The organism is Streptomyces sp. NBC_00316, from assembly GCF_036158715.1.
Taxonomy (GTDB): domain Bacteria; phylum Actinomycetota; class Actinomycetes; order Streptomycetales; family Streptomycetaceae; genus Streptomyces.
This window is the reverse complement of record NZ_CP108023.1, coordinates 4,111,489-4,129,500: the sequence shown is the minus strand read 5'-3', so window position 1 is coordinate 4,129,500 and position 18,012 is coordinate 4,111,489. Positions and strand designations below refer to the sequence as shown.

17 protein-coding genes and 1 riboswitch are annotated in these 18,012 nt (G+C 71.5%); of the genes, 7 read left to right on the top strand and 10 right to left on the bottom strand.

Translation table 11 applies throughout. From position 1 onward, the window contains the following. Positions 1 to 91: 91 nt before the first annotated feature. Positions 92 to 1,474 (top strand): M1 family metallopeptidase, encoded by a 1,383-nt coding sequence (locus tag OG878_RS18350; protein ID WP_328891291.1) that lies wholly within the window; start codon positions 92 to 94, stop codon positions 1,472 to 1,474. A gap of 24 nt (positions 1,475 to 1,498) precedes the next feature. Here OG878_RS18350 and OG878_RS18345 read toward each other — a convergent pair whose 3' ends face one another. Both OG878_RS18345 and OG878_RS18340 read right to left on the bottom strand, forming a co-directional pair. Next, positions 1,499 to 2,026: a GNAT family N-acetyltransferase gene (locus OG878_RS18345; RefSeq protein ID WP_328887788.1), complete on the bottom strand. Its 528-nt coding sequence runs from the start codon at positions 2,024 to 2,026 to the stop codon at positions 1,499 to 1,501. Between the two features lie 140 nt (positions 2,027 to 2,166). Further along, positions 2,167 to 2,742, bottom strand: coding sequence for a TerD family protein (locus OG878_RS18340; protein WP_277327613.1), 576 nt, complete (start codon positions 2,740 to 2,742; stop codon positions 2,167 to 2,169). 178 nt (positions 2,743 to 2,920) lie between these two features. Between OG878_RS18340 and arfB the strand changes: the two genes are divergently transcribed. Next, positions 2,921 to 3,346, top strand: coding sequence for an alternative ribosome rescue aminoacyl-tRNA hydrolase ArfB (arfB, locus tag OG878_RS18335; RefSeq protein WP_328887787.1), 426 nt, complete (start codon positions 2,921 to 2,923; stop codon positions 3,344 to 3,346). Between the two features lie 68 nt (positions 3,347 to 3,414). Here the strand turns inward: arfB and OG878_RS18330 are convergent, their stop codons facing one another. After that, the gene (locus OG878_RS18330) at positions 3,415 to 3,921 is read right to left on the bottom strand and encodes a flavin reductase family protein (RefSeq protein ID WP_328887786.1); all 507 of its coding nucleotides are present in this window, start codon (positions 3,919 to 3,921) and stop codon (positions 3,415 to 3,417) included. Between the two features lie 370 nt (positions 3,922 to 4,291). Here OG878_RS18330 and cdgB point away from each other — a divergent pair, with 370 nt between their 5' ends. After that, positions 4,292 to 5,947: a diguanylate cyclase CdgB gene (gene cdgB, locus OG878_RS18325; protein ID WP_328887785.1), complete on the top strand. Its 1,656-nt coding sequence runs from the start codon at positions 4,292 to 4,294 to the stop codon at positions 5,945 to 5,947. Between the two features lie 164 nt (positions 5,948 to 6,111). Further along, on the top strand, positions 6,112 to 7,110 hold the full coding sequence (locus tag OG878_RS18320; RefSeq protein WP_328887784.1) for a CBM35 domain-containing protein: 999 nt from the start codon (positions 6,112 to 6,114) through the stop codon (positions 7,108 to 7,110). A gap of 98 nt (positions 7,111 to 7,208) precedes the next feature. On the opposite strand, the gene OG878_RS18315 is transcribed toward OG878_RS18320, so the two are convergent. The 5 genes from OG878_RS18315 to OG878_RS18295 form a co-directional block, all read right to left on the bottom strand. Then, positions 7,209 to 8,057 (bottom strand): class II fructose-bisphosphate aldolase, encoded by an 849-nt coding sequence (locus OG878_RS18315; protein ID WP_328887783.1) that lies wholly within the window; start codon positions 8,055 to 8,057, stop codon positions 7,209 to 7,211. A gap of 122 nt (positions 8,058 to 8,179) precedes the next feature. Then, complete coding sequence (locus OG878_RS18310; protein WP_328891290.1) at positions 8,180 to 9,109, bottom strand: 1-phosphofructokinase family hexose kinase; 930 nt, start codon at positions 9,107 to 9,109, stop codon at positions 8,180 to 8,182. Positions 9,110 to 9,277: 168 nt separating this feature from the next. Next, positions 9,278 to 10,432, bottom strand: coding sequence for an N-acetylglucosamine-6-phosphate deacetylase (gene nagA, locus OG878_RS18305; RefSeq protein WP_328887782.1), 1,155 nt, complete (start codon positions 10,430 to 10,432; stop codon positions 9,278 to 9,280). After that, the gene (locus OG878_RS18300; protein WP_328887781.1) at positions 10,432 to 11,364 is read right to left on the bottom strand and encodes an ROK family protein; all 933 of its coding nucleotides are present in this window, start codon (positions 11,362 to 11,364) and stop codon (positions 10,432 to 10,434) included. Before OG878_RS18300 ends, nagA begins: the two co-directional genes overlap by 1 nt. A gap of 102 nt (positions 11,365 to 11,466) precedes the next feature. After that, positions 11,467 to 12,375 carry an SIS domain-containing protein gene (locus OG878_RS18295; protein ID WP_328887780.1) on the bottom strand — a complete coding sequence of 303 codons (909 nt, stop codon included), beginning with the start codon at positions 12,373 to 12,375 and terminating at the stop codon, positions 11,467 to 11,469. A gap of 277 nt (positions 12,376 to 12,652) precedes the next feature. On the opposite strand from OG878_RS18295, the gene OG878_RS18290 reads away from it, so the two are divergent. The 3 genes from OG878_RS18290 to otsB all read left to right on the top strand — a co-directional run bounded on the left by OG878_RS18290 (position 12,653) and on the right by otsB (position 15,269). Beyond that, a complete protein-coding gene (locus OG878_RS18290) occupies positions 12,653 to 13,918 on the top strand; it encodes an ABC transporter substrate-binding protein (RefSeq protein WP_443049127.1) in 1,266 nt (421 codons plus the stop codon). Positions 13,919 to 13,950: 32 nt separating this feature from the next. Further along, on the top strand, positions 13,951 to 14,229 hold the full coding sequence (locus tag OG878_RS18285) for a DUF3263 domain-containing protein (protein ID WP_328887779.1): 279 nt from the start codon (positions 13,951 to 13,953) through the stop codon (positions 14,227 to 14,229). Positions 14,230 to 14,414: 185 nt separating this feature from the next. After that, positions 14,415 to 15,269 (top strand): trehalose-phosphatase, encoded by an 855-nt coding sequence (gene otsB, locus OG878_RS18280; RefSeq protein ID WP_328887778.1) that lies wholly within the window; start codon positions 14,415 to 14,417, stop codon positions 15,267 to 15,269. Between the two features lie 40 nt (positions 15,270 to 15,309). Here otsB and OG878_RS18275 read toward each other — a convergent pair whose 3' ends face one another. Both OG878_RS18275 and OG878_RS18270 read right to left on the bottom strand, forming a co-directional pair. Continuing rightward, positions 15,310 to 16,704, bottom strand: a complete 1,395-nt coding sequence (locus OG878_RS18275) for an alpha,alpha-trehalose-phosphate synthase (UDP-forming) (RefSeq protein WP_328887777.1) — start codon at positions 16,702 to 16,704, stop codon at positions 15,310 to 15,312. A gap of 54 nt (positions 16,705 to 16,758) precedes the next feature. Continuing rightward, positions 16,759 to 17,721: a glucosyl-3-phosphoglycerate synthase gene (locus tag OG878_RS18270; RefSeq protein ID WP_328887776.1), complete on the bottom strand. Its 963-nt coding sequence runs from the start codon at positions 17,719 to 17,721 to the stop codon at positions 16,759 to 16,761. 153 nt (positions 17,722 to 17,874) lie between these two features. Further along, positions 17,875 to 18,001, top strand: a riboswitch (SAM riboswitch). The last annotated feature ends 11 nt before the right edge of the window (positions 18,002 to 18,012 follow it).

Sequence of the window (18,012 nt, the reverse complement as noted above, 5' to 3'; positions counted from 1 at the left end):
GGCGCTGCTGCGGGACCGGGACCCGAGGTGAGCATCCCCGACCCGGCATGCCACACATAGGGTCGTCGGTGTGCGCCCCACCGTCCCGCTCATGGTCCTCGCCACCGTCGTCTGCCTCGCCACCGCCTGCAGCGGTGGCGTGGAGGGGACCCCCGGCGCCGCAGGCCTGCGCGACCCGTACTTCCCGAAGGCCGGCAACGGCGGGTACGACGTCACGCACTACGACCTCACCCTCGACGTCGACCCGGCCGCACACCGGATCCGCGGTACCGCCGTGATCACGGCGCGCGCCACCCAGGACCTCAGCGCCTTCAACCTCGACCTGGCCGGCCTGACCGTCGAGTCCGCCCGGGTCGAGGGGCGTCCGGCCGCCTTCAACCGGGCGGCCCGCGAGCTGACGCTGCGGCCCGACGCCGAGGTGGAGAGCCGCCTCCGCCGGGGCAGGACCTTCCGCACGGTCGTCCGTTACTCCGGTTCCCCGCTGACCCTCACCGATCCGGACGGGTCGAAGGAGGGCTGGCTGAGGACCGCGGACGGGTCGGTCGCGCTCGGCGAGCCGGTCGGTTCGATGACCTGGTTCCCCGGCAACAACCACCCGAGCGACAAGGCGACGTACGACCTCACGGTCACCGTGCCCCAGGGCCTGACCGCTGTCTCCAACGGGGAACTGACGTCCCGCAGGGCGTCGGGCAGGACGTCCGGTCCCACCACCACGTACCACTGGCACACCGCCGAGCCCATGGCGACCTATCTCGCGACGCTCGCGATCGGCCGTTTCGACACGAAGGCGTCGACGACCCCCGACGGCATGGAGGTGTTCACGGCCGTGGACCCGAAGGAGGCCGCGGCGAGTGCCCGGACCCTCGCCCGGATCCCCGAGATCGTGCAGTGGGAGGCCGCGCGCTTCGGGCCGTACCCGTTCTCCTCGACCGGTGCGATCGTCGGCCGTCCGCGCGACTCCGGCTATGCGCTGGAGGCCCAGGACCGGCCGTACTTCCCCGGGCCGCCGACCGCCGGACTTCTGGTCCACGAGATGTCCCACCAGTGGTTCGGCGACTCCGTCACGCCTGCGAGCTGGCGCGACATGTGGCTCAACGAGGGGTTCGCCACGTACGCGGAGTGGCTGTGGAAGGCGGACAAGGAGGGGGTTCCGGTGGGGGACAGTTTCGACGAGGCCTTCGCCGACGACGACAACTGGGCCTTCCCGCCCGCCGATCCGCCGACGGCCGCGGACATCTCCCAGGCCCCGGTGTACGGGCGCGGGGCGATGGTGATCCACAAGATCCGGCAGGCCGTCGACGACGACCGCCGGTTCTTCGCCCTCGTCGCGGGCTGGACGAAGGCCCATCGCCACGGCAACGCATCGACGGCCGACTTCACCGCCTATGTGGAGAAGGCCACGGGGCAGGATCTGACGGATCTGTGGAAGGCCTGGCTGTACGGCGAAGGCAGGCCCGCCGCGGAGACGAGGTGACCGGCCGCGGGAACCCGCCGGGACCTACTCCGCTCCGGTGGCCTTCAGCGCCTTGCGCAACACCGAGCAGGGGCGACCCAGTGAGTGGTCGCGGCGGTGGTCGATGACGTCGTAGCCGAGCGCGGTCCAGAAGGCGAGCGCCGCGGGGTTGTTCTCCAGGACGGCCAGCCGGATGCCGTCCCGCCCGGCTGCCCGGAACCGCTCCTCGACGAGGCCGGCCAGCCGGCGCCCGTAACCGGAGCGGTGCTGCCGTGCGTCGACCATGAGCAGCCCGATCCATGGGTCGGGGTCGGCCGGGTCCGGGTGGTGCGCGAGGGTGATGGCCACGCCGGCCAACCGCCCCTGCGACCGGGCGAGCAGCACCTCGGTGTCCGGGTTCGCCAGCTCCTCGGCGAGCGAGGCGGCGACCTGCTCGGGCCGGATGTCGTCCGGGTCCGGGAAGTCACCGCTGAGCTGCTGGAACGTCAGGTTGGAGGCGTAGAGCGCGGTGAGTTCGGCGAGCAGCGGGCCGCGAAGGGCACCGGCCACCGGCAGCAGTGGTTCGATGATCATGTCGCGCACTCTCTCCGTGCTCTCTGCGTGTTCGGGTCGTCGTGCGGACGCGCGGGCGCCCCCGGCCGAAGGTGAATCGGACGGGGGCGCCCCCACGGTTCAGGTCAGGACCCGAACCGTGTTGCCGCATGGGTGTCGCGTCAGATGTTGACGCCGAAGTCCTGGGCGATGCCGCGCAGGCCGGATGCGTAACCCTGGCCGACCGCACGGAACTTCCACTCCGCCCCGTTGCGGTACAGCTCGCCGAAGACCATGGCGGTCTCGGTGGCGGCGTCCTCGCTCAGGTCGTAGCGGGCGATCTCGGTGCCGCCGGCCTGGTTGATGATGCGGATGAACGCGTTGCGCACCTGGCCGAAGTTCTGGCTGCGGGTCTCGGCGTCGTAGATCGAGACGGGGAAGACGATCTTGTCGACGTCGGCCGGCAGGCCTGCCAGGTTGACGTTGATCTGCTCGTCGTCGCCCTCGCCCTGGCCCGTGACGTTGTCACCGGTGTGGACGATGGTCTGGTCCGGGGTCGACTTGTTGTTGAAGAAGACGAAGTGGCCGTCGGAGACGACCTTCCCCGTGGGGTTCACCGCGATCGCCGAGGCGTCGAGGTCGAAGTCGGTGCCGGTGGTGGTGCGGACGTCCCAGCCGAGGCCGACCGTGACGGCGGTCAGGCCCGGGGCCTCCTTGGTGAGCGAGACGTTGCCGCCCTTGGACAGGCTTACTGCCATGGGAAGTCCCTTTCATCGTCGAGTGAGGGCTTCGTGCCATCACGAAGCTACCGTCACACGTCATAACGCACCCGAGGGACCGAGAGGTTCCTGCTCCCTTTACTTTCTTTACCGAACTGTCGACCGAGACGTCAAAAGAAGGTGACGAACGGGGTCCCGGCCAGGGAACATGGGTGTCATGTCCGGGCCCTATGTCATCCGCGGTTCGGTCTCCCTGCCGGAGGCCGAACTCATGTGGCGTTTCTCGCGGTCCTCCGGGCCCGGCGGCCAGCACGTCAACACCAGCGACTCCCAGGTGGAGCTCCGCTTCGACCTCGAGGCGACCGATGCGCTCCCCGAGGTGTGGAAGGAGCGGGCGCTCCAGCGCCTGGAGAGCAGGCTGGTGGGCGGCGTGGTCACGGTACGGGCGTCGGAGCACCGCTCCCAGTGGCGCAACCGCGAGACCGCCCTCGTCCGTCTTGCCGCGCTGCTCGCCGAAGCCACGGCGCCGCCGCCGAAGCCGCGCCGCAAGACCAGGATCCCCCGCGGGATCAACGAACGCCGGCTGCGCGAGAAGAAGCAGCGGGGTGACACGAAGCGCGGCCGCTCCGGCCGCGACTGGTAGACGCAGGCGGGGGCCGGCCCGCGGCACCCGGCCGGCCGCCCCCGGTCCATGGGCCGTCCGGCAGGCCGTCAGCCGAGCTGGCGGTAGCGCCCCCGGAAGTACGTCAGCGGCCCGCCGTCCGCGCTCGGCAGCGTCGCGCTCAGCACCCGTCCGATCACCAGCGTGTGGTCGCCCGCGAGCACCCGTTGCTCCGTACGGCACTCCAGGGTGGCGAGGGACCCGCCGACCAGTGGTGCGCTCGTCACCTCTCCCCGCACATAGGGGATGTCCTCGAACAGCAGCCGGTCGCTGATCCGGCCCTTCATCGCGAACCGCCCCGCGATGTGCCGCTGGCTCTCGGCAAGAACGGAGACCGCCCACAGCGGCTGTTCGTCGAGCAGGTCGTCCATCCGGGAGCCGTTGCGCAGGCTCACCAGGACGAGCGGCGGGTCCATCGACACGGACATGAAGGCGGTGGCCGTCATTCCGACGTCCTCGCCGCGTCCGTGCTCGTCGAGCGGCGGCTCCTGGGCGGTGATCAGGACCACTCCGGCCGCCAGCCGGGCGAGGGCGCCGCGGAACTCGTCGTTGCTCACTCCCTCAGCATGGGGGATGGGCTCGGACCGCGGGGTGGGGGGCTTCGTCTGCAACACAACGGGCACGCTAGCCGCGGGCCGCGCGCCGACGCATCGGGCCAGGGGACCAGCCGGGTCCTAGGACTCCGGGCCGAGGAGCGGGCTGCAACGTACTGCAACGTCCGGATTTGCGTTCAAGAAACGGAAGGGCCGCTTGTGCGGGCCCCACTCAACCCTTCACCATCTGTTGTGACTTGAGTCACAGAGTGCAATATTTGCTGACCCTGTGTACCGGGTGTACAGCTCACTGTGATTCAGTGGCGGTGACACTGCGAACAAGTACGTCGATATGAAACATGGAGTGCTGTCGAGGTCTCGGGGAGTGCGAGCGATGGAGGCCGAGTCGGAGCCGTACGTCCGTCTGGCGACGATGCGGCAGCTGCATCAGGCCGTCGCCGATCTCAACACGGCGCGGAGTCTGGCCGACACGCTGCAGACCGTGGCCGACGGGATCGTCGCCGGTCTCGGATACGAGCTGGCCTGCGTCAACCTCGTCCGCCCCGACGGTGATCTCGTCGTCGCCGCGTTCGCCGGCAACTCCGCCGCCGAATCCCTGATCACCGGCCGCGTCGGCTCCCGGGCTTCGTGGGAGCGCCGGCTGTCCATGGGCGAGGCCTGGGACGAGCTGCGCTTCATACCGCACACCGACGGCTGGGTCCTCCTCGACGACGACGTGCCGCAGTGGCACACCGAAGGCCCCGAGCCCCGCTTCGACGACGAGTGGCACCCGCAGGACCGGCTCTACGCCCCCATGTACGCGTCCGGCGGCGGCCTCGACCTCCTCGGCGTCCTTTCCGTGGACCGGCCGCGCAACGGCCGCCGTCCCGGCGCCTGGGGCCGTGAGGCCCTCCAGATGTACGCGTCACAGGCGGCCATTGCGATCAGCAACGCCCGGCTCCGAGCAAACATGCAGCGCGCCCTGGTCCGGCTCGAACGCGAGCAGCAGGCGCTGCGCGCCAGCGAGGAGTCGTTCCGCCAGGCCTTCGAGTACGCACCCAGCGGCATGGCCATCGCCGAGATGGGCGGCGACCAGCACGGCAGGCTGCTGCGCACCAACGACGCGCTGTGCCGGCTGCTCGGCCGCCCGGCCTCGGTGCTGCGCCGCTACTCCTTCGCCGACCTGGTCCACCCCGAGGACGTCGGCACCCTGCTGCGCACCTCCGCCGAGGGCGGCCGCGCCGAGCTGCGGCTCGGGCGCCGGGACGGGTCGTACCTCTGGGTCTCGCTGCGCAACTCCGTCGTCGCGGACACCGCCGACGGCCCGCGCTTCCTCCTCACCCATGTCGAGGACATAGAGGAGCGCAAGCGGCATGAGCTGAACCTGGCGCACCGCGCCTCGCACGACGCGCTCACCGGCCTGCCCAACAGCGCCGAGCTGCGCGCCCGGCTCGCCGCCCGGCTCTGCGAGCGCCCGTACGCGGCGGCCACCACCGCCGTGGAGGCGCTGGACGCGGCGTACGGCGACGTCGAGGACCCGGACGGCCGGATGCACGGCTTCCGCGCCGACGGCTTCGAGGCCGACGCGGTGGCCGGCGGTCCGTTCGACCACCATGTGCACGCCGTGGCGCCCGACGGCGCGAACGACGGGGCGAAGGGGCTCGCGGTCCTCTTCTGCGACCTCGACGGCTTCAAGTCCATCAACGACCGCTTCGGGCACCACACCGGGGACGCCGTCCTGATCGAGGTCGCCCGCCGGCTCACCACCTGTGTGCGCGACGGCGACACGGTCGCTCGGCTCGGGGGTGACGAATTCGTCGTTCTCGCGGACGGGCTCGGCGCCGCGGACGCCGCAGACCTCGCGGTACGCCTCCGTAACGCCATCATTCCGCCCATTCGGGTGGATGGTCGCGCGGTGCGGGTCGGGGCGAGCTTCGGGATCGGCTGGGCCGCCTGCGGCATGACCGGCGAAGAGGTGCTGCGCTCCGCCGACCAGCGGATGTACGTGGAGAAGCGATCCCGGTCGAAGGTTCACCGCAGGGCCGGCTGACGTTCACGGCAGGGCTGTTCCGGGCGCCCCGAGCTGCCTCCCGTATCCGCCCCCGATGGTCATGGGCAACTCTTGGTGTGCACCGTTCGAGGTAGGCTCGGCCGGTCGGCCACGGCTGGCGATATTCGGCGACGGCTGGCGACATGGTGAGGAGTGACCCAGGGATGACGGCCGGGAACAACGGCGCAAGCACGCCCGAGGACGACGATCCGTTCGGCTACCTGTACGAGGACGGACAGGCTTCCGGCGCGCAGGCGCCGCGGCAGGGCGGGTACGGCTACCCGGGTCCGGCCGCACAGCCCGGCGTGCCGAGGACCTCGTACAACCAGGTGCGGACCGTCGGCGAGCGCCAGTACGGGCAGCAGGTGCCGCCGCAGCAGCCGTACGGCCAGCCGCAGGCCCCGTACGGCCAGCCGCAGGCGCCCTACGGCCGCCCGAACGCGCAGTACGCCGCCCCCGAGACCTACCCCGGTGGCGCACCCGCCTCCCAGGTCCCGCCGCCGGGCGGCCACGGCCGGACCGGTGGCCCGGGCAAGGGCGGCCCGAACAACAGGGGCCTGCTGATCGGCGCGATCGCGGTCGTCGCCGTCGTGGTCATCGGTATCAGCGCCGCACTGATCACGGGCGACGACAACGACGGCAAGAAGAAGGACGAGGCCACCACCTCGGCCGGCGCCAACGGCCGGACCGACGACTCCCCGAAGCCGAACGACTCCGCGTCCTCCTCCGAGGAGCCCGTGGAGCTGCCGAAGCAGGACGCGGCGACGCTGCAGCTCGGCGGCACGGCCAAGGTCGAGAAGGCCATCAAGGGGGCCGAGGGCGCGGACGGCGTGTACGTCACCGGCTTCAACCAGGTCGGGTCCTCGGTGACCTGGAAGGCACCCATGAAGACCGAGGGGGAGTACCGGCTGACGGTGCGGTACGCCATCCCCGCCAAGGACGCCGACGCCACGCTGACGGTCAACGGCAAGGCGAACAGTCAGCCCATCGGTCTGAAGAATTTCGTGCACTCCTCGGACCCGAACTGGGAGAAGAACTGGCAGACCACCTGGGCGCCGGTCACGTTGCACGAGGGCGACAACGAGATCAAGATCTCGTGCGAGTCCGGCAATCAGTGCGACGTGATTCTTGACTGGCTCGAGGTCACGCCGGCGACGGGCTGAGCCCTCGCGGAACCGGTCTGCCCTACGCCTTCCTCCGGACCACGACGGTTCGGACGAGGACGTAGGGCAGTTCTTGCGTTCCGGCCACCTCGTGGTCCTCAGCCCATCAGCGCCAGGAACCCCGCCACCGTCGCGGCCATCGCCTCGCGGCCCGGGACGAGGTACTTGCGGGGGTCGACGCCCGTCGGGTTCTCGGCCAGGTACGCACGTACGGCACCGGTGAAGGCCGTGTTCAGGGCCGTGCCCACGTTGATCTTGCGCATGCCGGAGGCGACCGCCTGGCGGATCTCGCCGTCCGGGACGCCGCTGGAGCCGTGCAGCACCAGCGGGACCGTGACCGCATCACGCAGCCGGCCGATCAGGTCGTGGTCCAGGGCGGCGGTGCGCTCCGTCATCGCGTGCGAGGAGCCGACCGCGACGGCCAGCGCGTCCACCCCGGTCGCCGCGACATAGGCGGCGGCCTCGGCCGGGTCGGTGCGGACACCGGGGGCGTGCGCGTCGAGCGGCGGCTCGCCCTCCTTGCCGCCGACCTTGCCGAGCTCCGCCTCGATCCACACACCGCGCTCGTGACCCCAGGCCACCGCGTCGGCCGTGGCCCGCACGTTCTCCTCGTAGGGGAGCTTCGATGCGTCGAACATGACCGAGCCGAAGCCCTCCGCGTGCGCCTGGTGCAGCAGCTCGACGGACTCGACATGGTCGAGGTGGAGGGCGAGCGGCGCGCTGGAGGCGCGGGCGACGGCGGCGGCCGCGGCGGCGACGGCGGAGAGCCGGCCGCCGTGGAACTTCACGGCGTTCTCGGAGATCTGCAGGATGGCGGGCGCCCCGGCGCGTTCCGCGCCCGCGGCGATGGCCTCCGCGTGCTCCAGCGTGATGACGTTGAAGGCGGCGATCCCGCGACGGTCGGCCTGCGCGGCCGAGACGAGTTCACCGGTGCTGACGAGCGGCATGCTGCCCCCTGGGACGTTCTGTTGGCGCGGGATGTACGGGGTGGTGCTGGGCCGTGCGGTTGGTACGGGTGGTGCTGCCGGTGCGGGACGGGTGCGCGGGTCACCCCGCGGTCCGCCCCGGCTCAGGTCGTCGTCGGGGCGTACTCCTCGACGTCGACGCGCGGCAGCAGCTCCTCGTACGCCGCCCGGTCGAACTCCCCGGCCGCCGGGGCCAGCACGGTCGCCGTCGACAGTGCCACCGCCCTGCGCAGCCGGTCCGGCCAGCTCAGACCCTCGACGAGGCCGGACAGCAGCCCGGCCACCGCGGAGTCGCCCGCTCCGGTCGGGTTGCCCGCCACCCTGGCGGGCGGTGCGGCCCGCCAGCTGCCCTCGGGTGTGGCGGCGAGCATGCCGTCCGCGCCGAGCGAGGCGATGACGCCGTGCGCACCGCGCCGGCGGGCGTCGCGGGTGGCGCGCAGCGGTTCGCGGGAGCCGGTGAGCTGGGCGAGCTCGTCGCCGTTCGGCTTGATCAGGTCGGGGCGGGCGGCGATGCCCCGCCGCAGCGGTTCGCCGCTGGTGTCGAGGAGGACCGGGACCCCGGCGGCGCGGGCCAGGCGGACCAGTTCGGCGTACGCGCCGACGTGGATGCCGGGGGGCAGGCTGCCGCAGAGGGCGACCGCGTCCGCCTCGCCGAGGAGCTTCTCGTACGTCGTCAGGAAGGCGGCCCATTCGTCGGCGGTGACGTGCGGGCCCGGTTCGTTGAACTGGGTGGTGTCGCCGGTGGACGCGTCGACGACGGCGATCGTGCGGCGGGTGTTCCCGGCGACGGCGACGAGGGCGTCGCGCGGCGGGAGACCGGCCAGCAGCTCGCGGAGCACTCCTCCGGTGGTGCCTCCGGCGAAGCCGGTGACCACGGTGTCGTGGCCGAGCGCGGAGAGCACCCGGGCCACGTTGAGGCCCTTGCCTCCGGGGCGTTCGGAGAGGTCGCGGACGCGGTGGCTGGTGTGCGGGACCAGTGCCGGTACGCCGTAGGTCAGGTCGAGCGCCGTGTTCAGCGTGACCGTGAGGATCACCTCGGCCACCCCTTCGATCCGTGCCGGAGCGCGGATCCCCTTGCCAGAACGCGCTTTCCCTGCTGTTGACGAAGCGATCATGTCAAAGAGACGGCGGTCGGCCCAGACCTCGGGACCAACCGCCTCCTCTTCGTTACGCATGCGACCCACCGTCAACCGGGGGCGGAATCAGCCGAGCTGGGGATCGATGACCCATTCGCCCTTGCGCATGACGCCCTTGAGCACGAAGTCGTCGTCCAGGACCACCAGGTCCGCGTCCTTGCCCGGCTCCAGCGAACCGACCCTGTCGTACAGGCCGAGGAGCCGCGCCGGGTTGGCGGAGATGGACTCCACGACGTCCTCGACCGGGATCCTGTCGAGGGTGACGGACCGGCGGAACGCGGTGTCCAGGGTGAGCGTGGAGCCCGCGATCGAACCGCCTTCGACGAGCCTGGCGACGCCGTCGGTGACGTCGACGGCGAGCGGGCCCAGCTGGTACCGGCCGTCGCCGAAACCGGCCGCGTCCATCGCGTCCGTGATCAGCGCGACGCGGGAGGCCCCGGCGTGACGGTAGGCCAGTTCCAGGGCGGCCGGGTGCAGATGCGTACCGTCGTTGATCAGCTCGACGGTGATCCGCTCGTCCTCGAGGAGCGCGGCGATCGGGCCGGGCTCGCGGTGGGCGAGCGGCGGCATCGCGTTGAAGAGGTGGGTGGCGACGGTGGCGCCGGCGCCGATCGCCTCGACGGTCTGCTCGTACGTCGCGTCGGTGTGCCCGATCGCGGCGATCACCCCGCGCTCGGCGAGCATGCGCACCGACTCGAGGCCGCCCGGCAGTTCGGTGGCGAGCGTGAACATCTTCGCGGTACCGCGCGCGGCGTCCATCAGCTTGCGGACCTCGGCCGGGTCGGGGTGGCGCAGCAGCTGTTCGCTGTGCGCGCCCTTGCGGCACGGCGAGATGAACGGGCCCTCGAAGTGGATCCCGGCCAGGTCGCCCTGTTCGACGAGCTCGGAGAGGACGCCGGCCCGCTGGGCGAGGAAGTCCATCTCGCCGGTGACGGTGGAGGCGACCAGGGTGGTGGTGCCGTGCTCGCGGTGGGTGCGGACACCGGTGAGCACCTCGTCCACGGTGCCGGAGGTGAAGGAGGCGCCGCCGCCGCCGTGGTTGTGCATGTCGACGAAGCCGGGGACGACCCAGTGGCCGGCCAGCTCGACGGTCCGGGCGTTCTCCGGGGCGCTGCCGGAGATCCGGGTGCCGTCGACGATCACCCGGCCGTTCTCGACGGTTCCGGTGGGAAGCACCACCCTGGCCCCTGCGAGAACCGTGCTGTCTGCGCGTGCGGCCATCAGGCGGATACCTCCGTGGAGAGAAGATCCCAGGCGAGCAGCCCTGCGCCCAGGCATCCGGCGGTGTCCCCGAGGGCCGCCGGGACGATGTGGGGCAGCTTCTGGAACGTGACGCGTTCCTCGACGGCCGCACGGAGTGGTACGAACAAGGTTTCCCCTGCCTCTGCGAGACCGCCACCGATGATGAGCATGCGTGGGTCCAGCAGTGTGAGTGCGGTGACCAGCCCGGCGGCGAGCGCGTCGACCGCGTCCTGCCAGACCCGTACGGCCGCGGGATCGCCCGATTCCACGGCCTTCGCGCAGTCCGCGGCGTCGGCGGCGGGGTCACCGGAGGCGGCGGCCCAGGCACGGCTGACGGCGGAGGCGGAGGCCAGGGTCTCCAGGCAGCCGCGCTGTCCGCAGCCGCAGTCCGGCCCGTCCGGCCGGACCACGATGTGTCCGATCTCGCCCGCGTACCCGTGCGCGCCCGCCTCGATGGTGCCCGCGATGCCGATGGCCCCGGCGATCCCGGTGCCCAGCGGTACGAACAGGAAGCGGTCGGCGCCCTTGCCCGCGCCGATCCGGCCCTCGGCGAGGCCGCCGGTCCGGACGTCGTGGCCGAGCGCGACGGGCACCTTGCCGAGCCGCTCGCCGAGCTTGTCCCGCAGAGGTACGTCGTGCCAGCCCAGGTTCGCGGCGTAGACCGCGATCCCGTTCTCCGCGTCGACGATGCCGGGGACGGCGACACCCGCCGCGACGGCGCTCTCGCCGAGGTGCTCCTCGCCGTGGGCGCGCAGGTCCGCGGCGAAGGAGAGGATCGACTCCACGACGGCGTCGGGTCCGCGCTCCCTGCCGGTCGCGCGCCGGGCCTCGTGCAGCAGAGTGCCGTCGGCCCCGACCAGTGCGGCCTTCATTCCGGTGCCGCCCACATCGAGGGCGATGACGTGTTTCACGGGGACAGTTTCGCCCGTCGAACCCCGATAGGTCTAGTCCACTAGTGCTGTTTGTTGCGCACCCATACAAAATGATGTGGACGGCCGGTGCGGACCGTCGGCTCAGGGGGCCAGGATCACGCTGCGCGAGAGATTGCGCGGGTGGTCGGGGTCGTACCCCTTCGACTCCGCGATCTCGACCGCGAGCCGCTGCACCCGGATCAGATCGGCCATCGGGTCGGCCGTGGCATGGGCGACCAGCGTGCCGCCGACCCCCGCGACCTCGCCCGCGAGCCCCTCGGGCAGCGCTCCGAACACCCAGGTGACCCGGTTCGGCCCGGTGATCGAGATCGGGCCGTGCCGGTACTCCATCGCCGGGTACGACTCGGTCCAGGCGCCGGCCGCCTCGCGCATCTTCAGCCCGGCCTCCTGGGCGAGCCCGTACGTCCAGCCGCGCCCCAGGAACGTCCACTGCTCGGCCGCGACGGCCGCCTCCGCAAGCGGCTCGGTCACCGCGAGCTCCGCGTCGACCGCGGCCTCGGCGACCGTCTTCACCCCTGCCGGGAGCGGACCCGCAGCCTCCAGGCCGGCCCGCAGGAAGGCCAGTGCGGTGGTGGCGAACCGGGTCTGGACGACGGACTCCTCGTCGGCCCAGTCCAGTACGGCCACGGTGTCGGCGGCGTCCATGACGGGCGTCTTCGGATCGCCGGTCAGCGCCACCGTCGCGACTTTTCCGCGCAGCTCGCCGAGGAGCGCGAGCACTTCGGTCGTCGTACCGGAGCGGGTGACGGCCACGACCCGGTCGTACGGGCGGCCCGCGGGGAACTCCGACGCGGCGAACGCGTCGGTCTCGCCCTGTCCGGCCGCCTCGCGCAGCGCCGCGTACGCGATCGCCATGAACCAGGAGGTGCCGCACCCGGTGACGGCGACCCGCTCGCCCGGCCGGGGCAGGCCGTCGAACGCGGCCCCCGCCGCTGCGGCACGTCGCCAGGAGCCGGGCTGGGTGGCAATTTCGGATGCGGTACGGGACATGCTGGACGGCTCCTCGGTGCGGGGGAGAACGATGGCGACGGTGTGTGCCGGAATGGGAGCACGCAAAGGTCCAGACCATGAAATGCCGTGCGCCGGGATGTACTTAACCGCCGGTCCGGTCCCGGTGCAACGGCACCCCGGGATCATTCGGACACAGGTCCGGTTACGATGCGGAAGCGATACTTCTCTGGTGTAGACCTCAGTTGCAGGCATGGGTCAAAATCGCAGCTCATCCGGACGGTCGGGTGTTCGCCGAAACGATGAGGATGGACTGGCTGTGCAGCGGCGCTACTTGGGACTGACAGCGGTGGCAGCCGCACTGGGCATGACGGCAACGTTGTCGGGCTGCGGCGCCGGCACCGGCTCGGGGGACGTCACCCTCACGCTCGTCGCGGCCGACTACGGCACCGGTGCGGCGAACAGTTCCGAGAAATACTGGGACGATCTCGCCCGGAACTTCGAGGCGGCCCACAAGAACATCAAGGTCGACGTCCACGTCTACTCGTGGAAGGACGTCGACCGCAAGGTCGCCGAGATGGTGGAGAGCGGGAAGGCTCCGGACATCGCGCAGATCGGCGCCTACGCGGACTACGCCAAGGCCGGGAAGCTCTACAGCGCGGACGAGATGCTCGCCATCCGCACCCAGGCCAACTTCCTGCCGCGACTGGCCGACGCGGGCCAGTACAACCAGACCCAGTACGGGCTGCCGTTCGTCGCCAGCACCCGGCTGCTCTTCTACAACAAGACGTCCTTCAGCCGGGCGGGCCTGGACGCCCCGAAGACCTGGGACGACATCCGCAACGACGCGGCGGTGCTCAAGCAGCGGGGCGTCACCTACCCGTTCGCGCTGCCGCTCGGTCAGGAGGAGTCCCAGGCCGAGACCATGATGTGGCTGCTCAGCGGGGGCGGCGGCTACACGGACGACATGGGCTCGTACACCATCGACTCGCCCGAGAACATCAAGACGTTCGACTGGCTGAAGACCAACCTGGTCGACAAGGGGCTGGTCGGCCCGGTGGAGCCCGGGAAGCTGGACCGCGCGAAGGCGTTCGACGCGTTCACGCGCGGCGATGTGGGGATGCTGAACGGCCATCCGACGCTCATGCAGGAGGCCGAGAAGCGGGGTGTGAAGGTCGGCATGGTGCCGCTGCCCGGCGTCGACGGTCCGACCGAGGGGTCGATGGGCGTCGCCGACTGGATCATGGGCTTCAAGCAGAACAACCACCGCGAGGCCATCGGCACGTTCTTCGACTACATGTTTGAGGACAAGAACGTGGTGGCCTTCGCCGACGAGTACGACCTGCTGCCGGTCACCGACAGCGCGTCCGAGGTGATGGAGACGGACGCCAAGCACAAGCCGCTGCGCCAGTTCCTGGACGCGCTGCCGAACTCGGAGTTCTACCCCGTCGGCAAGACGTCCTGGGCGAAGGCGAGCGAACTGATCAAGGAGAAGATCGGCCAGGCCGTGGAGCCGGGCGGGAACCCGGCGGGCGTGCTGGGCGAGATAGCGCGCGCGGCCAATGCGGCGGAGGACGCGGAGTAGCGGACTTCGGGGTGGGCATTATGTTGGCTGATATGACCACCCCCGAGGACGGCCCCGACGCGACACAGCCGGCTGCGCCGGCACAGCCGGGGCTCTCCGAACGGGAGCGCGCGGTGCTGGCGCTGGAACGGCGGTCGTGGCCGGGACCGGGCGCGAAGGAGCGCGAGATCCGCGAGGGGCTGGGGATATCGCCGACGCGCTACTACCAGTTGCTGAACGCGCTGCTGGACGACCGGCGGGCGCTGGCGGAGGACCCGGTGACGGTGAACCGGCTGCGGCGCGTACGGGAGGCCCGGCGCGGGCGCCGGTGACACATCCGGCCCGCCCGGCGTCCGAGGGGATCCTTTCGGCCGCTTCGTCGATCGAGAGGGCAGTCGATCGAGCGGGCAGGGGTCCGGAGGTGAAGCCGCCGGTCACAGGACGGGCCGGACAGCGGGCAGTCCCGGCGCAGGCGCCACCCGTAGCCGGACCCCCGCACCCCCGATAGGCTCGCCCCATGGGCAGCAACCCGGCACATCCCCTTCCCACTCCCACCACCCCGGCCGGCCGCGAAGGCCTCGCCGCCCTTCTCGCCCGTCCCGATCGCGCCGTGGTCGCCCTCGATTTCGACGGCACCCTCGCCGACATCGTCCCGGACCCGGAGCAGGCACGCGCCCACCCCGGCACCGTCCCGGCCCTCGCCGCGCTCGCCCCGAAGGTCGCCTCCGTCGCCGTGATCACCGGCCGCCCGGCGGGCGTCGCGGTCCGGCACGGCGGCTTCGCGGGCGTCCCGGGTCTCGAACACCTCGTCGTCCTCGGCCACTACGGCGCCGAACGCTGGGACGCCGTCTCCAGCACCGTCCACGCCCCCGCCCCGCACCCCGGTGTGGCCGCGGTCCGTGCCGAACTCCCGGGCGTGCTCGACCGGTTCGGGTCGTGGCACGGCACGTGGATCGAGGAGAAGGGGCAGGCGCTCGCCGTCCACACCCGCCGCGCCGCCGACCCGCAGGCCGCCTTCGACGCGTTGCGCGGCCCGCTCGGTGACCTCGCCGCCCGGCACGGGCTGATCGTCGAGCCGGGGCGCCTCGTCCTGGAACTGCGCCCGCCCGGCACGGACAAGGGTGTGGCGCTGGCGGAGTACGTACGGGAGACGGGCGCGGAGTCCGTCCTGTACGCCGGGGACGATCTGGGCGACCTCGCCGCCTACGCCGCCGTGGAGAAGCTCCGCACGGAGGGCCCCGACGGCACTCCGGGCCTGCTGGTGTGCAGCGGAAGCGCCGAGGTGCCCGAACTCGCCGAGCGGGCCGACCTGTTGCTGCCGGGGCCGGCGGCAGTGGTCGGTTTCCTCGCGGCCCTCGCCGAGCACCTCTGACACGCACCGCCCGGAACCGGCGCCACGCGTCCCGGACGGGTCACCGCCCCCGCAGCGCCTCCAACTGCTCCATGAACCACTGCTGCGGGGGCAGTGCGGTCGCGGCGGCGGCCAGCCGTTTCGACCGCTCCGCCCGCTCCCCGTCCGGCATCGTCAGCGCCGCGTGCAGGGCCGCGGCCGTCGCCGACACGTCGTACGGGTTCACCACGATCGCGTCCGCGCCCAGCTCCTCGTATGCCCCCGCCTCCCGCGACAGCACCAGCGCGCAGCCCTGGTCGGAGACCACCGGGACCTCCTTCGCGACGAGGTTCATGCCGTCGCGGATCGGGTTGACGAGCGCCACGTCCGCCAGCCGGTACGCCCCCAGCGAGCGCGCGAAGTCGTCGTTCACATGCAGCAGGACCGGGGTCCAATCGGGCGTCCCGTAAGCCGCGTTGATGTCGTCCGCCAGCCGCTGGACCTCGGCCGTGTACTCCCGGTACACCGTCAGGTCCTGCCGCGACGGGTACGCGAACGCCACATGCACCACCCGCTCGCGCCACTGCGGGCGGGTGGTCAGCAGCTCCCGGTACGCCAGCAGCCCGCGCACGATGTTCTTGGACAGCTCCGTACGGTCCACCCGCACGATCGTCTTGCGGCCGGTGCCGCCCACCTGCTCCCGCAGCACCGCCATCCGCTCGTCCACGTCCGCCTCGTGCGCGCGGCGGCGCAGGAAGTCCGCGTCCGCCCCCAGACCGTGCACGCCGATCCTCGTCCGGCCGGTGCCGCCCAGGATCTCCGTGCAGCAGGCGGTGAACGTGTCGGCCCACCGCCGGGTCAGGAAGCCCGCCCGGTCCGCGCCGAGCATGCCGCGCAGCAGCTGCTCCGCGATGTCGTCGGGCAGCAGCCGGAAGTAGTCGACCGGGGCCCACGGGGTGTGCGAGAAGTGACCGATCCGCAGGTCGGGCCGCAGCTCACGGAGCATGCCCGGGACCAGGGCCAGGTGGTAGTCCTGCACCAGCACCGCCGCACCCTCGCCCGCCTCCTCGGCGAGCGCCTGCGCGAAGGCCTGGTTGTACGTTTCGAACGACGCCCACTGCCGGCGGAACTCCGCGTCGAAGACCGGATCCAGCGGCGTCTGGTACAGCATGTGATGCACGAACCAGAGCACCGAGTTCGCGATGCCGTTGTACGCGTCGGCGTGCACGTCGGCGTCGATGTCGAGCATCCGCACACCCGGCTCGGCGATTCCGCGCCGGACCGCCGCCCTGTCCCCGTCGCCGAGCGCCGCGCAGACCCACAGCTTGTCCTCGACCGCGCTGAGCCCGGAGACGAGCCCGCCGCCGCCCCGTCTGGCGCCGATCGAACCGTCCGCGCGCAGCGCGTACGAGACGGGGCCGCGGTTGGACGCGACGAGTACCTGGGCGGCGGACGTGATCGCGTGCTCGGAGACCATGTTGCGGAATCTAGCCCGATCGCGAACCGCCCAAACGTGCGAAGTCAGGCCACGTCAGGCGGCGCGGCGCGAAACGTACTCGCCGATCTCGCACATCGGCGGCCGTTCCTCCGTGTCCACCGGATGCGTGAACGGGACGAAACCGTCCTCGCCCCGCACGAACTGGGTGAGCGAAGGCCGCACCAGATGCCCCCGGGAGAGACGCAGTTGCGCGGTCCGGTAGATCGCGGCCGCCATCCGGCCCAGCGCCTGCCCGTCCTGGTGGCGGTGTTTCCTGACCCCGACGTCGACCTGCGCCAGCGCGTCCAGCCCGACCGTGTGGAGCGCGTCCACCAGCAGGCCCAGTTCCACCCCGTAGCCGACCGGGAACGGCAGCCGCTCCAGCAGCGAGCGCCGCACCGCGTACTCGCCGCCCAGCGGCTGGACGAAGCCGGCCAGCTGCGGCCAGTGCAGATTGAGCAGCGGACGGGCCACCAGTTCCGTGACGCGGCCCCCCTGGCCTGCCGCTTCCCCCAGCGGGCGGTCGTACATCGCCTTCACGAACTGCACCCCGGGATCGGTCAGCAACGGGCCGACGATGCCGGAGACGAAGTCCGCGGAGAAGTCCTTGAGGTCGGCGTCGATGAAGCAGACGATGTCGCCGGTGGTGACCAGGAGTGACCGCCACAGGACCTCGCCCTTGCCGGGGAGCGCGGGTATCCGGGGGAGTATCGCGTCGCGGTGGACCACTCGGGCGCCCGCCGTCCGGGCGACATCCGCGGTGGCGTCCGTCGACCCGGAGTCGATCACCACCAGCTCGTCGACCAGCGGCACCTTCTCCATCAGCTCGCGCCGGATCGTCTCCACGATCGCGCCGACCGTGGCCTCCTCGTTGAGAGCGGGCAGCACGACGCTGACACTCCCACGCTGCGGATCCCTGACGCCAAGACTTGCCTTGGCGGCGAGGAGCCGGTCCAGTGGGCGGTCGGCGACCGACCAGGAGCGCCTGGCCAGCCAGCGTTCGACCTCTTCCAGCACGGTCGATACTCCCTGTATGTGATCCATCTCGCGGTTCGGACGGCTATCTCGACCGTCCGGTGCTTCAGTTACAGTCTTGAACAACGCGGATGGCCGTCGCATGTTGGGGTCGGTCCGCAAACAAATGCCTGGGTCCATGATCCAGTGCCACAGCGCTCATCCAGAGGGACTGAGGGAACGGCCCGTTGAAGTCCCGGCAACCCTCCTGCCGACCGCGAGGTCAGGTGGGGAAGGTGCCAATTCCGTCTCGTGGCGAAACGCGCCGCGAGGAAGATGAGGAGAAAGGGCCTC

What these genes read in the sequence shown, in the direction of transcription:
- OG878_RS18350 (WP_328891291.1), top strand. Translation starts at nt 92, where the DNA reads ATGGTCCTCGCCACCGTCGTCTGCCTCGCCACCGCCTGCAGCGGTGGC.
- OG878_RS18345 (WP_328887788.1), bottom strand. Translation starts at nt 2,026, where the DNA reads ATGATCATCGAACCACTGCTGCCGGTGGCCGGTGCCCTTCGCGGCCCG.
- OG878_RS18340 (WP_277327613.1), bottom strand. Translation starts at nt 2,742, where the DNA reads ATGGCAGTAAGCCTGTCCAAGGGCGGCAACGTCTCGCTCACCAAGGAG.
- arfB (WP_328887787.1), top strand. Translation starts at nt 2,921, where the DNA reads ATGTCCGGGCCCTATGTCATCCGCGGTTCGGTCTCCCTGCCGGAGGCC.
- cdgB (WP_328887785.1), top strand. Translation starts at nt 4,292, where the DNA reads ATGGAGGCCGAGTCGGAGCCGTACGTCCGTCTGGCGACGATGCGGCAG.
- OG878_RS18320 (WP_328887784.1), top strand. Translation starts at nt 6,112, where the DNA reads ATGACGGCCGGGAACAACGGCGCAAGCACGCCCGAGGACGACGATCCG.
- OG878_RS18315 (WP_328887783.1), bottom strand. Translation starts at nt 8,057, where the DNA reads ATGCCGCTCGTCAGCACCGGTGAACTCGTCTCGGCCGCGCAGGCCGAC.
- nagA (WP_328887782.1), bottom strand. Translation starts at nt 10,432, where the DNA reads ATGGCCGCACGCGCAGACAGCACGGTTCTCGCAGGGGCCAGGGTGGTG.
- OG878_RS18295 (WP_328887780.1), bottom strand. Translation starts at nt 12,375, where the DNA reads ATGTCCCGTACCGCATCCGAAATTGCCACCCAGCCCGGCTCCTGGCGA.
- OG878_RS18285 (WP_328887779.1), top strand. Translation starts at nt 13,951, where the DNA reads ATGACCACCCCCGAGGACGGCCCCGACGCGACACAGCCGGCTGCGCCG.
- otsB (WP_328887778.1), top strand. Translation starts at nt 14,415, where the DNA reads ATGGGCAGCAACCCGGCACATCCCCTTCCCACTCCCACCACCCCGGCC.
- OG878_RS18275 (WP_328887777.1), bottom strand. Translation starts at nt 16,704, where the DNA reads ATGGTCTCCGAGCACGCGATCACGTCCGCCGCCCAGGTACTCGTCGCG.